The sequence below is a fragment of the Pseudomonas sp. BIGb0278 genome, from assembly GCF_024809895.1.
GTDB lineage: Bacteria > Pseudomonadota > Gammaproteobacteria > Pseudomonadales > Pseudomonadaceae > Aquipseudomonas > Aquipseudomonas shirazensis.
On the sequence record NZ_JANUEL010000006.1, the window covers coordinates 230141 to 243654 of the forward strand.

The window sequence follows — 13514 nt, forward strand, 5'->3', positions numbered from 1 at the left end:
TAATTAACGCTGGCTGACAGCACAGTTCAGTCACCGTCGTGCCTCAATTCTCTGAGGCCTGCATCATGCCCATCCCCAACCTCGGCCAGGACGGCATCCAGTTCGTCCGCGACCATCTTGCCAAACTACCGCGTGCAGACCGCGCGGCCACCGCCGAACTGCGTCAATGGCTGCAAGCCAAGGGCATCCAGCATCCGCCGGAACAGCTCGACGTGGTGACCTTGCATTATCAGCTGGGCGCCGATTATGGCTGGACCGGCGTGGTAGCGCAGAAACTCAGCTTGACCGAGGCCTTGCTCTGCAACTACCAAGCACCTGAAAACAACGCGCTGCCGCACATGCTCGAAGACAATCAGCCGGCGGGTTCGGATCGCATCATCCGCCTGGTCGACAAACTGCGTCCTCCGCATCAGCCGGGCGCGATCAACTACTACGTGTTCAGCGGCATCTTTCGCCGGACCCAGCCACAAACCTATGAACACGCCACGCACATTCCTGTGCAGATGCAGGACTTGCAGGCTTTTGTCTGGGATCTGGACTTTCACACACACTACACCGCAACGCTGAAAAGCTACTGGCGCCAGCATCTGGAAGAATTTGGCCAATGTCTTAAGCTGAACTTCATCGCCGCCTGCAACAAACAGGCGGCCGAGGGCAGCCTGAGCGAGGACGCGGTCAGGCTCGCCTGGCAAGTGGCAAGACTGGAAGAAACCGCCCCGGCAACCGTGCAGGCGCGGATACTCAACGTCTACGGCTACCCCGCCACGGACCTCGTCTGCTTCAAACGCAGGGATGTCGACCGAGTCCTGCTGTACATCCCCGGCAACACCTCACCGCTGCACGAGTTTGCCTCCCACGGCGAGTTACAGGACTGGTTTGCACAGCAATGCCAGGATCCAGCCAAACGCCTGGCGCTGCAGGCCCACTTCAATCAGGCAGACACGCCGGATGGCCTCAGTTTCAGCGGTCTGAGCACGGCGCTGGAAGGCCTTGGAGCCTACCCGCAAGTACTACCTCTGGACGCCAATCGCCCTGGTTTCACCACAGCAGGCCCTTGGCCGCCGCGCGATTACGTCAATTACAAAGGTAAAACCTACAGCCCGCGCCTTGAAGGCCCTTTATTTGCAACGCTGGCCAAGCGTTATCGCCAACGCAGCTTCCAGGATGCCGACTTCCTGATCAAAAGCGACAGCGATGTGAGCAAGGCCAGATGGCGCGGGTATCTGGATTCAACCTTGACTTACCTGGCCCCACTGGCGCTGGCAGTGCCTGAACTGTGGCCGTTGTTTGCCATAGGTGGCGTTGCCCAGTTCGGCCTGGGCCTTGATCAGGCGATCAACGGCAAGTCACTACAGGAGCAAGCCGAAGGCGTCAGCGCCGCCGAGTTCGGCCTGCTCAATGCCCTGCCGCTGGTCGAGCAGTTGGCCAGCGACAAGCCGCTGTTGTTCGCCTTCAAGCAGGATCGCTTCGTCAGGCCCAGCCGGATCAACGAGCAGTGGGGATATCCGCTCAGCCCGCTCGACCCGCCACGGCTGCCGCCGGCAGATGCCAGTGAGTTCTTCCGCAGCGACAACACCATTGCGCCGTTGCCAGGTGGTGACGACAACGTGGCAGGTGCGGTGATCAGGACCTCCCACTACACCGGCGAGCCAGATACGCTGCAAGCCTCACTCTATGGCTACTCGATCGAGGTGCTGTATGACGTCGAGCAGGATGCGTTCATTACCGGAAGCGATCTCAACGAGGTCAATCCCACCTACATGACCGCCCCCACACAGGGGCGCGACCTGATCTCGGTCGACCGCGCCACGCGAACGGTCAGCGATGCAACGCGCATGCGCACCTTGCGCGCGCTGGGGGTGGATCTCGAGTTGCCGGTCCAGTTGCCACTGCCGACTGCCGACAGCCTGCAGCCGATCCCCAGACAAGTCTTGAGTGTCTGGGTGGGCAACGACCCGATTCCGCCTCAGCTGTTGAGCAACATTGCCAACAACGCGACCAGGGTTGAACGCAGCGGCTGGGCGTTCCGTCTGTATCTCTCCAGCGCCGACAGCGATGCCTTCAGCGGCAATCTGCGGCAATTGACGGAGCAGGCACCGAGCCTGCGCGTGTTGCCTCTGGAGGAACAGCCATTCTTTGCCACATTCCGCAGGTCACCCGCCTACCGCCAGTACGAAGCCGCTCTGCAGGGCAACGGCGGGGTCGCCCGCAACTACGCTTCGGCGGCAGATGTGCTGCGCTATCCGCTACTCAACGAGGAAGGTGGGCTGTACATGGATATCGACGACCGTTTGTTTGCTCCCGGCGAACATCCTGCAGACCGCCAGCCGGCTGGCGCCGAGCCGATCGAACCACTGAATCAATTCGAGCTGGCGACCACTGTCGATGGCCTGCTGCTGTCGACACCGATGTCCAACGAGAAGATGGGCATGGACTGCCTGTACAACAACAGCTTTCTCGGCAGCCGCGCAGGCAATCCGACCTTGGACGCGATCAGTGCAGAAATGAATGAGCGGTTTCTCGCACAGCCGGAGTTTTACAACAGCAAGCCACGGCTGGAAGAGGACCGCCGGGCGTTTTACCAATACGCCAATACCCTGTCCCGCTTGACCGGGCCGGCGCTGCTGAGCACGGTCGTTGATCGGCAGTTGCCGGCGATGCGCACATTGCGCAACTTGAACAATCTTTACAGCATGCGCCCGCAGAACTTCTGGAGCCTGCTGAGCATTGAGCAGTACCAGAGCGCGGTGCAGAGATATCTGCCGCTGAACCGGATTGCCGAGACTGGGGGGTTCAATTCCTGGGCGCACTGACAGGACTTGGCGGCTGGATTGGGGCTGCTTTGCAGCCCTTTCCGACCGGTCCGACGCTATCTTTCAGTCACTGCCATGCAACTTGCGCATCAGCTCGGCCTCGGCCTGGGTCAAACCACAGGTCTGAGTCAGCTCGCTGACACTGGCGCCCATGCCAACCAGCTTGGCCGCCTGGGAAAAGGTCACATCATTGGGATCGCGCTGCTCCAGTTGTTGCAGCTTGTCCGGCAACGGCGCGACCACAGCGCGCAATTCATGGATCGCCTCGCCCATGCGCACCGTGCCGTTCTGGTAATCGTCCACCCGCTTGGCCAGCTCCTTGATGCGCTGGTCACGCACGGCGTCACCTTGAGCCTGTTGCGCAGCCAGCTCACGCTGGCGCTTGCTGTAATTGAGAAAAAACCACAGGCTCAGCGCCCAAAGCAGCGCCAGGAAGATGACAGCAGCTTCGAAAATCAACTCAGATATTCTCCAGCTCTGACCATTCTTCCTCGGTCATCATCTTGTCCAGCTCGACCAGGATCAACAGCTCGCCGTTCTTGTTGCACACGCCCTGGATGAACTTGGCCGACTCTTCGTTACCCACGTTCGGCGCGGTTTCGATTTCCGACTGACGCAGGTAAACCACTTCGGCAACACTGTCGACCAGAATGCCGACCACTTGCTTGTCGGCTTCGATGATCACCACACGAGTATTGTCGGTGACCTCGGTCGGCACCAGGCCAAAGCGCTGGCGGGTGTCGATCACGGTGACGACGTTGCCGCGCAGGTTGATGATGCCCAGCACATAGCTCGGCGCACCCGGCACTGGCGCGATCTCGGTGTAACGCAGAACTTCCTGCACCTGCATGACGTTGATGCCGTAGGACTCGTTGTCCAGACGGAAGGTAACCCACTGCAGAATCGGATCTTCAGAACCCTGTGCGGACGACTTTTTCATTCCCCTACCCTCAAATGCCGCCAGCGGCGGTGTGCTCGGTGCGGCCGTGGCCGCGAATTATTGGTGTTTGGCGTGCATCTGCTTGACGGCGCCGCTGGCGATCAACTCGGCCAGTTCAGCGACGTCGAGCAACGCACACATGTGTTCGATGACCGTGCCAGCCAGCCAGGGCCGCTGCCCGCGCTGACTACGCCACTTGATCTCGTTGGGGTCCAGGCGCAACGAGCGGCTGACCTGGTGCACCGCCAGCCCCCATTCGTAGCCCTGCACCGAAATCACGTACTGCAAGCCCTGGCGGAAGTCGTCGCGGTAGCGATCGGGCATCACCCAACGCGCCGTATCGAGTACCTTGAGGTTGCCCGCCTGGCAGGTGAGGATGCCCAGGAACCAGTCCGGCTGACCGAACAGTGGGGTCAGCTCCTGCCCGGCCAGGGTGTAGATCGAGCCCAGGCACACCAGCGGCACCGCGAGGGTCAGCCCGGCTACATCGAACAACAGGCATTCGAACGGCTCCGCGGCCCAGGCCGGACGACCATCGCTGGTCGTAGGCGGCGTCGGCACATTGGCTGCCGGCAAGTGCACTTCGACCAGCGGCGCGGCCGGCTCAGGCGCTTCGACCTCGGTCAGCAACGGAATGCTCGCCTCGGCCACCACCGTAGTCTCGACAACGCTGAGCAGCGGTTCTGGCGCTGCCACAGCGGGGGCCAGCACGGTCGGCAGCAGCTTGGCCTGCGGCTCGGCAAACGGCCTGGCGCCAGCTACGTCGACAACAGCAGCCTTGCGCTGGGCATCACGTGCCTGCTCTTCGCGCACGGCGGCTTCGAAGTCGCTGCTTGGCGCCTCCTCGACCACTACCGCTGGCAGGTCAAGGTCGAACGGCTCGGTAGCCTCCTGCAACAGGCCATCGAGGTAACTCTGCAAGGCCAGTTGCGGTTTGCTGGCAAGCTGTTGCGCGTGTTTCATCAGGCCACCTGCAATGCGGGTTTGTAGGTGAGCATATGTTTGAGCAAGGCCCGATAGGCCACAACGCCGCGGCTCTTGCCATCGAACTGCGATGGCGTGACCCCGGCCCGGCTGGCATCGCGCAGGCGCGTGTCGACCGGGATATAGCCCTGCCAGACGCTGTCGGCATAGGTATCACGCAGCACCTTGAGGGTGCCCAGTGATGCCTGGGTGCGACGGTCGAACAGGGTCGGCACGATCTGATACGGCAGCGCCTGCTTGCGCGAGCGGTTGATCATCGCCAAGGTGCCGACCATGCGCTCCAGGCCTTTGACGGCGAGGAACTCGGTCTGCACCGGGATCACCAACTGCTGGCTGGCCGCCAACGCGTTAACCATCAGCACGCCGAGCAACGGCGGGCTGTCGATCAGGGCAAAGTCGAAATCCTGCCACAGCTGCGCCAGACTCTTGGCGATCACCAGGCCCAGGCCACTCTGGCCCGGCGACTGCCGCTCGAGCACCGCCAGCGCTGTGCTCGACGGCAGCAGGGAGATACGTTCGTGGCTGGTCGGCAGCAGCAACTGCCCCGGCAAGCCCTCGGGCACCGTGCCCTTGTGCAGGAACAGGTCGTAGCAGCTGTGCTCCAGCGCATCCGGGTTATGCCCGAAATAGCTGGTCATAGAGCCGTGCGGGTCGAGATCGACAACGACCACGCGCTTGCCCGCATCGGCCAGCAAGCCGGCCAGGGCGATGGTTGTGGTGGTCTTGCCGACGCCACCTTTTTGATTGGCTACTGCCCAGACTCTCATGGTGCGCTGCTTCCTCCCGGTATGGCCGCCTGCCCTCCCGGGAACGGTGTGAAATTCTGTGACGGGGATTTGACGGGGCTAGCCCCCTCCCGCCGCTACTGCGCTTGGCGGTGCACTTTGTGTGCCAGCCCGGCGCATCGCCGCATCCGGGGTCGCATTGGCGCTGCCGGTTGCGGTCAGGCTGCGGCGTACTTCCAGGTTGCGCGAAATCACCAGCACGACCCGTCGATTGCGCGCACGGCCTTCGGCCGTATCGTTGCTGGCGACCGGTTGATACTCGCCATAGCCGACCGAGGCCATGCGGCCGGGATTGACGCCGTTCATGGCCAACAGGCGGACGATACTGGCCGCACGCGAGGCCGACAGTTCCCAGTTGGTCGGGTACTGCGCAGTGCGGATCGGCAGGTTGTCGGTAAAGCCCTCGACGTGCACCGGGTTGGCGAACGGCTTGAGGATATTCGCCACCTTCTCGATGATCGCGAATGCAGCGTCGCTGGGCATGGCATCGCCACTGCCAAACAACAGCGCCGAATTGAGCTCAACCTCGACCCACAGTTCGTTGCCGCGCACGGTCATCTGGTTGGAGCTGATCAAATCGCCGAAAGCGCTGCGCACATCATCGCTGATGGTCTGCAGCGGGTCGGCGCTGGTCTGGCCGAGGCCCGCATCGGTCTGCTCGCTGTCTTTGATCAACGGCTCGGCTGGCTTGATGCTGAGCGGCTGTTCTTCGCCGATCGGGATGGCCCGCATGGCCCGCTCAGGGTCATTGAACACGCCGAGCAAGGCCTGCGAGACGACCTTGTACTTGCCCTCGTTGATCGAAGAGATCGAATACATGACCACGAAAAAAGCAAACAGCAGCGTGATGAAGTCGGCGTACGACACCAGCCAGCGCTCGTGATTCTCGGGTTCTTCGGTATGGCGACGGCGACGCATGGCTTACTCCATGAAGCCTTGCAGCTTCAGCTCGATCGAGCGTGGGTTTTCGCCTTCGGCGATCGACAGCAGGCCTTCGAGGAGCATCTCGCGGTAGCGTGACTGACGCATGACGATGGCTTTGAGCTTGTTGGCGACCGGCAGCAGGATCAGGTTGGCACTGGCCACGCCATAGATGGTGGCGACAAACGCCACGGCGATGCCGTTGCCCAGTTGGGACGGGTCGGCCAGGTTGCCCATGACATGGATCAGGCCCATCACAGCACCGATGATGCCGATGGTCGGCGCATAGCCGCCCATGCTTTCGAACACTTTTGCCGCCTGGATATCGCGGCTTTCCTGGGTCAGGAAATCCACCTCGAGGATGCTCCGGATAGCCTCCGGCTCGGCGCCGTCGACCAGCAGTTGCAAGCCCTTGCGCGCATACGGATCAGGCTCGCCGTCAGCCACGCCTTCCAGGCCGAGCAGGCCCTCCTTGCGTGCGGTCAGGCTCCAATTGACTACCCGATCGATACCACCGGCCAGGTCGACCCGCGGCGGGAAGATGATCCAGCGAGCGATCTGCAGCGCACGCTTGAACGACGGCAGCGGTGCCTGCAGCATGGCCGCGCCGAGGGTGCCGCCGAGCACGATCAACGCAGCTGGCGCGTTGAGCAGCGCACCGACATGCCCGCCCTCGAGGAAGTTGCCGCCGACAATGGCGACGAAGGCCAGGATCAGGCCGATCAGGCTGAGTACGTCCATCAGACGCAGGCCTCGACCAGGTGCCTGCCGATATCGTCGAGACTGTACACCGCGTCGGCCAGGTTGGCCTTGACGATGGCCATGGGCATGCCATAGATCACGCAGCTGGCTTCGTCCTGCGCCCACACCGTGCTACCGCCCTGCTTGAGCAGGCGCGCACCTTCACGGCCATCCGCGCCCATGCCGGTAAGTACTACCGACAGGACCTTGTCACCGTAGGACTTGGCCGCCGAGCCGAAGGTGATATCCACACATGGCTTGTAGTTGAGGCGCTCGTCGCCCGGCAGGATTTTCACCATGCCGCGGCCATCGACCATCATCTGCTTGCCGCCAGGCGCCAGCAGCGCCAGACCTGGGCGCAGCATGTCGCCGTCTTCGGCTTCCTTGACGTTGATCCGGCAGAGCTTGTCGAGGCGTTCGGCAAAAGCCTTGGTGAACGCCGCGGGCATGTGCTGGATCAACACGATCGGTGCCGGGAAGCTGGCGGGCAGTTGCGTCAGGACACGCTGCAGCGCAACCGGGCCACCGGTCGAGGTGCCGATCGCAACCAGCTTGTAGGGCTTGCGCTTGGGCGCCGGCGAATGCGCCGCAGCAGGCGCTGCCGGGCTACGCACAGGAGCAGGCGTCGGAGTGCGCGCCGCAGGTGTGTGGCCAAGGCTGCTGGCCGGTGCAGGGCTGCTCGCGGCTGGCGCCGGCGCCGGTGCGGCATAGCTGCTCAGGCGGCGGTTGCTGCGCGAGATGGTATGTACCTTCTCGCAGAGCATCTGTTTGACCTTTTCTGGGTTACGCGAAATGTCTTCGAAGTTTTTCGGCAGGTAGTCGACCGCCCCGGCATCCAGCGCGTCGAGGGTTACCCGGGCGCCTTCATGGGTCAGCGACGAGAACATCAACACCGGCGTCGGGCAGCGCTGCATGATGTGCCGCACCGCGGTGATGCCGTCCATCATGGGCATTTCATAGTCCATGGTGATGACATCGGGCTTGAGCGACAGCGCCTGGTCGATTGCTTCCTTGCCATTGGTCGCGGTACCCACAACCTGGATCGTCGGGTCGGACGAGAGAATTTCCGAAACGCGCCGGCGGAAGAAACCGGAATCATCCACCACCAGGACCTTGACTGCCATAAACACTCCATTAGATGGCGCAACCGCGAGGCTGCGCCACCGAAAATCAATAACGCTTGGCGGCGTAACGCTTGAGCATGCTCGGGACGTCGAGGATCAACGCAATCCGGCCATCGCCAGTGATCGTCGCGCCAGACATGCCCGGGGTGCCCTGCAGCATCTTGCCCAGCGGCTTGATCACCACTTCTTCCTGGCCCACCAGTTGGTCGACCACAAAGCCGATGCGCTGGGTGCCGACCGAGAGGATCACCACATGGCCCTCGTGCTGCTCTTCATGCACCTGGCCCTGGACCAGCCAGCGCTTGAGGTAGAACAGCGGCAGCGCCTTGTCGCGGACGATGACCACTTCCTGGCCGTCGACGACATTGGTGCGCGACAGGTCGAGGTGGAATATCTCGTTGACGTTGACCAGCGGGAAGGCAAACGCCTGGTTGGCCAGCATCACCATCAGGGTCGGCATGATCGCCAGGGTCAGCGGCACCTTGATGACGATCTTTGAACCCTGGCCCTTGGCCGAGTAGATGTTGATCGAGCCGTTGAGCTGGGAAATCTTGGTTTTCACCACGTCCATGCCGACGCCGCGGCCGGACACGTCGGAAATCTCGGTCTTGGTCGAGAAGCCCGGGGCAAAGATCAGGTTGTAGCAGTCCGATTCGCTCAGGCGCTCGGCGGCGTCCTTGTCCATCAGGCCTTTTTCCACGGCCTTGGCACGCAGCACGTTGGGGTCCATGCCTTTGCCGTCGTCCGAGATCGACAGCAGGATATGGTCGCCTTCCTGTTCGGCCGACAGCACCACCTTGCCGGTGCGAGCCTTGCCTGAGGCGTCGCGCTCGTCGGGCATTTCGATGCCGTGGTCGACCGCGTTGCGCACCAAGTGGACCAACGGGTCGGCCAGAGCCTCGACGAGGTTCTTGTCGAGGTCGGTTTCTTCGCCGACCAGCTCCAGGTTGATTTCCTTCTTGAGCTGGCGGGCAAGGTCGCGAACCAGTCGCGGGAACCGCCCGAAGACTTTCTTGATCGGCTGCATGCGGGTCTTCATCACCGCAGTCTGCAGGTCGGCCGTGACCACATCGAGGTTGGACACAGCCTTGGACATGGCTTCGTCGCCGCTGTTCAGGCCCAGGCGCACCAGCCGGTTACGCACCAGCACCAGCTCGCCAACCATGTTCATGATCTCATCCAGCCGCGCGGTGTCGACGCGTACGGTCGTCTCGGCTTCGCTGGCGTGCTTTTCTGCGGGCGCTGCTGGCGCTGGCGCACGTGCCGGGGCCGCTGGCGCAGGCTTGGCAGCTGCTGCGGGTGCAGCAGGCTTGGGCGCAGCTTTCACCTCAGCCTTGGCTGCTGCCGGCGCAACGGCCACAGCAGCCGCTTCGGCAGCGTCGGTCGAGAACTTGCCTTTGCCGTGCAGCTCATCGAGCAGCGCTTCGAACTCGTGCTCGCTGATTTCGTCGCCGCTGGCAGCCGGCGCGGGGCTGGCTGCAGCCTCGGCAACCGCAGCAGTCGGCAGCGCATCGGCAGCGAAGGTGCCCTTGCCATGCAACTGGTCGAGCAATGCTTCGAATTCGTCGTCGGTAATCTCGTCACCGGCCGGCGCTGGCACGACAGCCTCGGGAGCGACCGTGGCCGCCTCGACCGAGAACTGGCCCTTGCCGTGCAGTTGATCGAGCAGAGATTCGAATTCGGCGTCGGTGATTTCATCCGACTCGGCGCTGGCTGCACCTGGCTGCGGCTGTTCAGCAGCCTCGGCCTCGGCCTTGACCGCATCGAGCGAGTCGAGCAGTTGTTCGAACTCGGTGTCGGTGATGTCTTCCTCGACCACCGCTGGCTCAGGCTCGACCACCGCGGCAGGCGCGGGCGCCGCACCCGGCTCGGCCAGACGCGACAGCGCTGCCAGCAACTCGCGGGAAGCCGGGGTCACCTCGGTGCGTTCGCGCACCTGGCCGAACATGCTGTTGACCGAATCCAGCGCTTCCAGAACCACGTCCATCAGCTCGGCGTCGACCCTGCGCTCACCTTTGCGCAGGATGTCGAAGACGTTCTCGGCAATGTGGCAGCACTCCACCAGCTCATTGAGCTGGAGGAAGCCGGCGCCCCCTTTTACAGTGTGAAAACCGCGGAAAATCGCATTGAGCAGGTCGGCATCATCCGGTCGGCTTTCCAGCTCGACCAATTGCTCGGACAACAACTCAAGAATTTCCCCGGCTTCTACCAGGAAATCCTGAAGGATTTCTTCATCGGCGCCGAAGCTCATTAAACGTGCTCCCTAAAAACCAAGGCTGGACAGCAGATCGTCGACATCGTCCTGACCGGACACAACGTCTTCACGCTTATCGGCATGAATCTGCGGACCTTCACCCCGAGTCGGATGTTTTTCTTGATCTTTTTCAGCACGCAACTGATCGTGGTCATGTTCGATACCGGCAAAGCGGTCGACTTGACTGGCCATCAGCACGAGCTTGAGCAGATTGCTTTCTACTTCGGTGACCAACGCGGTGACGCGTTTGATCACCTGGCCGGTCAGGTCCTGATAGTCCTGAGCCAGCAAGATGTCATTGAGGTGCCCGGACACCTTGCGGTTGCCCTCGGCACTGTGCGTCAGGAAACTGTCGACTCGTTTGACCAGATCGCGAAACTCCGGCGCGGCCACTTCACGGCGCATGAAGCGCTGCCAGTCAGTGCTCAGCGCCTGGGCCTCACCGGCCAGGTCGTTGAGTACCGGGGTGCTCGCTTCGACCAGGTCCATGGTGCGGTTGGCGGCACCCTCGGTCAGCTTGACCACGTAGGACAAACGCTCGGTGGCATCGGTGATCTGCGAGACTTCCTCGGCCTGCGGCATTGCCGGGTCGATCTGGAAACTGACGATCGCACTGTGCAGCTCGCGGGTCAGTTTGCCGACTTCCTGGTACAGGCCACGGTCGCGTGTCTGGTTGAGCTGATGAATCAGCTGCACCGCATCGCCAAACCGGCCGCGCTCAAGGCTCTCGACCAGTTCCTGAGCGTGCTTCTTCAGGGTGTTTTCAAACTCACCCAAAGAGTTGTTGTTAGAGTCCATGGCGCCCCCTGGCGTGATTTAGCTATTCACGCGTTCGAAGATCTTTTCGATCTTCTCTTTGAGCACCTGGGCGGTGAACGGCTTGACCACGTAACCATTGACGCCGGCCTGGGCCGCTTCGATGATCTGATCACGCTTGGCTTCGGCAGTTACCATCAGCACCGGCAGATGCTTGAGACGCTCATCGGCACGCACTTTGCGCAGCAGGTCGATGCCGGACATGCCGGGCATGTTCCAGTCGGTGACGAGGAAGTCAAAGTGGCCGCTTTCGAGCATCGGCATGGCGGTCAGGCCATCGTCGGCTTCCTGGGTATTGGTGAAGCCCAGATCACGCAAGAGGTTCTTGATGATCCGCCGCATCGTCGAAAAGTCGTCAACGATGAGGATTTTCATGTCTTTGTTCAATTAGACCTCCAAGCAGTCTTAAACGCGCTCGGCCCCGAGCGCGCATTCAATCAATTCGGTACACCGTCAAAACGACTGCAGCGACCCCGGTTTCAACGCGCTCGCCATTCACCCAGCCGGCTGCGCAGACGTGCCGCGCATTGGCTGTGCAGCTGGCTGACACGCGACTCGCTGACCCCCAGCACCTCACCGATTTCTTTGAGGTTGAGCTCTTCGTCGTAGTACAGCGCCAGCACCAACCGCTCGCGTTCCGGCAGGTTGGCGATCGCATCGGTCAACGCCGTCTGGAAGCGTTCTTCTTCCAGATCACGCGACGGTTCGACCTGCGCACTGGCGCCATCCTCGTGCAGACCTTCATGTTCGCCGTCCTGCAACAGGTCGTCAAAACTGAACAGTCGGCTGCCCAGGGTATCGTTCAGAATCCCGTAATAATCATCGAGACCTAATTGGAGTTCGGCAGCAACCTCGTGATCTTTAGCGTCGCGACCGGTTCTTGCTTCAACAGCGCGCATCGCGTCGCTGACCATACGGGTATTGCGGTGCACCGAACGTGGCGCCCAGTCACCCTTGCGGACCTCGTCGAGCATGGCGCCACGGATGCGGATACCGGCGTAGGTTTCAAAGCTGGCGCCCTTGCTGGCATCGTATTTGTTGGACACTTCGAGCAGGCCGATCATGCCGGCCTGGATCAGGTCCTCGACCTGCACGTTGGCCGGCAAGCGCGCCAGCAGGTGGTATGCGATGCGCTTGACCAGCGGCGCGTAACGCTCGACCAACTCGTACTGGGCGTCCTTGGAAGCCTTGCTGTACATCTGAAAACCGCTTGCACTCATAGCACTGGTCCCGCACTGGTGGGCTGCACCAGACGCTCGACGAAGAACTCCAGATGCCCACGAGGGTTGGCAGGCAGCGGCCAGCTATCGACCTTCTGCGCGATGGCCTTGAACGCCAGCGCACACTTGGAGCGAGGGAAGGCTTCGTAAACTGCACGCTGCTTCTGCACCGCCTTGCGCACGCATTCGTCGTACGGCACGGCGCCGACGTATTGTAGGGCGACGTCAAGGAAGCGGTCCGTGACCTTGGTCAACTTGGCGAACAGGTTGCGCCCTTCCTGCGGGCTCTGGGCCATGTTGGCAAGGACGCGGAAACGGTTCATGCCATAGTCGCGATTGAGCAGTTTGATCAGCGCGTAGGCGTCGGTGATCGAGGTCGGCTCGTCGCACACCACCAGCAGCACTTCCTGCGCGGCGCGGACAAAGCTCACCACCGAATCGCCGATACCGGCAGCGGTGTCGATGACCAGCACGTCGAGGTTGTCGCCAATCTCGCTGAAGGCCTGGATCAGCCCGGCGTGTTGCGCCGGCTGCAGGTGGACCATGCTCTGGGTGCCCGAGGCGGCCGGCACGATGCGTACCCCGCCAGGCCCCTGCAGGAGCACGTCGCGCAACTCGCAGCGGCCTTCGATGACGTCGGCCAGGGTGTGCTTGGGCGTCAGCCCCAGCAGCACGTCGACGTTGGCCAGACCCAGATCGGCGTCCAGCAACATGACCCGGCGGCCGAGTTCGGCCAACGCCAGGGACAGGTTGACTGAAACGTTGGTCTTGCCGACGCCACCTTTGCCACCGGTCACGGCGATAACCTGTACGGGATGCATGCTACCCATATTTGTTCTTTACCTTGTCGCGCTTGAACCGAGGCCACATGGAGGGCTGTGATTAAAGCCCTTGCTGTAGGTACTTTGCATTGTGT

The 13514-nt window shown here is 62.1% G+C and carries 13 protein-coding genes; 1 reads left to right on the forward strand and 12 read right to left on the reverse strand.

All coding sequences use genetic code 11. From position 1 onward, the window contains the following. The first annotated feature begins 65 nt into the window (after positions 1-65). A complete protein-coding gene (locus tag M2396_RS19785) occupies positions 66-2813 on the forward strand; it encodes a dermonecrotic toxin domain-containing protein (RefSeq protein WP_188035629.1) in 2748 nt (915 codons plus the stop codon). A gap of 63 nt (positions 2814-2876) precedes the next feature. Here the strand turns inward: M2396_RS19785 and M2396_RS19790 are convergent, their stop codons facing one another. The 12 genes from M2396_RS19790 to fleN all read right to left on the reverse strand — a co-directional run bounded on the left by M2396_RS19790 (position 2877) and on the right by fleN (position 13428). Continuing rightward, positions 2877-3272, reverse strand: a complete 396-nt coding sequence (locus M2396_RS19790) for a DUF2802 domain-containing protein (RefSeq protein WP_150569762.1) — start codon at positions 3270-3272, stop codon at positions 2877-2879. A 1-nt stretch (position 3273) separates the two neighbouring features. Beyond that, positions 3274-3753: a chemotaxis protein CheW gene (locus tag M2396_RS19795; protein ID WP_101317903.1), complete on the reverse strand. Its 480-nt coding sequence runs from the start codon at positions 3751-3753 to the stop codon at positions 3274-3276. Positions 3754-3810: 57 nt separating this feature from the next. After that, entirely contained in the window at positions 3811-4716 is a 906-nt protein-coding gene (locus M2396_RS19800; RefSeq protein ID WP_181107604.1) for a CheW domain-containing protein, read from the reverse strand. Further along, positions 4716-5504, reverse strand: coding sequence for a ParA family protein (locus tag M2396_RS19805; RefSeq protein WP_101317899.1), 789 nt, complete (start codon positions 5502-5504; stop codon positions 4716-4718). Before M2396_RS19805 ends, M2396_RS19800 begins: the two co-directional genes overlap by 1 nt. Positions 5505-5582: 78 nt before the next feature. Further along, on the reverse strand, positions 5583-6440 hold the full coding sequence (motD, locus tag M2396_RS19810) for a flagellar motor protein MotD (RefSeq protein WP_101317897.1): 858 nt from the start codon (positions 6438-6440) through the stop codon (positions 5583-5585). Positions 6441-6443: 3 nt separating this feature from the next. Then, a complete protein-coding gene (locus tag M2396_RS19815) occupies positions 6444-7184 on the reverse strand; it encodes a flagellar motor protein (protein ID WP_101317895.1) in 741 nt (246 codons plus the stop codon). Continuing rightward, positions 7184-8308, reverse strand: a complete 1125-nt coding sequence (locus tag M2396_RS19820; RefSeq protein WP_220633295.1) for a chemotaxis response regulator protein-glutamate methylesterase — start codon at positions 8306-8308, stop codon at positions 7184-7186. Before M2396_RS19820 ends, M2396_RS19815 begins: the two co-directional genes overlap by 1 nt. A 46-nt stretch (positions 8309-8354) precedes the next feature. After that, positions 8355-10559 (reverse strand): chemotaxis protein CheA, encoded by a 2205-nt coding sequence (locus M2396_RS19825; protein WP_101317891.1) that lies wholly within the window; start codon positions 10557-10559, stop codon positions 8355-8357. A 12-nt stretch (positions 10560-10571) separates the two neighbouring features. Beyond that, entirely contained in the window at positions 10572-11360 is a 789-nt protein-coding gene (locus tag M2396_RS19830; protein WP_103436662.1) for a protein phosphatase CheZ, read from the reverse strand. A gap of 18 nt (positions 11361-11378) precedes the next feature. Next, the gene (locus tag M2396_RS19835; protein WP_178080754.1) at positions 11379-11753 is read right to left on the reverse strand and encodes a chemotaxis response regulator CheY; all 375 of its coding nucleotides are present in this window, start codon (positions 11751-11753) and stop codon (positions 11379-11381) included. Positions 11754-11857: 104 nt separating this feature from the next. Beyond that, positions 11858-12598 (reverse strand): RNA polymerase sigma factor FliA, encoded by a 741-nt coding sequence (gene fliA, locus M2396_RS19840; RefSeq protein WP_101317885.1) that lies wholly within the window; start codon positions 12596-12598, stop codon positions 11858-11860. Further along, on the reverse strand, positions 12595-13428 hold the full coding sequence (gene fleN / locus M2396_RS19845; RefSeq protein WP_101317883.1) for a flagellar synthesis regulator FleN: 834 nt from the start codon (positions 13426-13428) through the stop codon (positions 12595-12597). Before fleN ends, fliA begins: the two co-directional genes overlap by 4 nt. Positions 13429-13514 lie beyond the last annotated feature (86 nt).

Coding starts and splice junctions, on each gene's coding strand:
- M2396_RS19785 (WP_188035629.1), top strand. CDS start 66: ATGCCCATCCCCAACCTCGGCCAGGACGGCATCCAGTTCGTCCGCGAC.
- M2396_RS19795 (WP_101317903.1), bottom strand. CDS start 3,753: ATGAAAAAGTCGTCCGCACAGGGTTCTGAAGATCCGATTCTGCAGTGG.
- M2396_RS19800 (WP_181107604.1), bottom strand. CDS start 4,716: ATGAAACACGCGCAACAGCTTGCCAGCAAACCGCAACTGGCCTTGCAG.
- M2396_RS19805 (WP_101317899.1), bottom strand. CDS start 5,504: ATGAGAGTCTGGGCAGTAGCCAATCAAAAAGGTGGCGTCGGCAAGACC.
- motD (WP_101317897.1), bottom strand. CDS start 6,440: ATGCGTCGCCGTCGCCATACCGAAGAACCCGAGAATCACGAGCGCTGG.
- M2396_RS19815 (WP_101317895.1), bottom strand. CDS start 7,184: ATGGACGTACTCAGCCTGATCGGCCTGATCCTGGCCTTCGTCGCCATT.
- M2396_RS19820 (WP_220633295.1), bottom strand. CDS start 8,308: ATGGCAGTCAAGGTCCTGGTGGTGGATGATTCCGGTTTCTTCCGCCGG.
- M2396_RS19825 (WP_101317891.1), bottom strand. CDS start 10,559: ATGAGCTTCGGCGCCGATGAAGAAATCCTTCAGGATTTCCTGGTAGAA.
- M2396_RS19830 (WP_103436662.1), bottom strand. CDS start 11,360: ATGGACTCTAACAACAACTCTTTGGGTGAGTTTGAAAACACCCTGAAG.
- M2396_RS19835 (WP_178080754.1), bottom strand. CDS start 11,753: ATGAAAATCCTCATCGTTGACGACTTTTCGACGATGCGGCGGATCATC.
- fliA (WP_101317885.1), bottom strand. CDS start 12,598: ATGAGTGCAAGCGGTTTTCAGATGTACAGCAAGGCTTCCAAGGACGCC.
- fleN (WP_101317883.1), bottom strand. CDS start 13,428: ATGGGTAGCATGCATCCCGTACAGGTTATCGCCGTGACCGGTGGCAAA.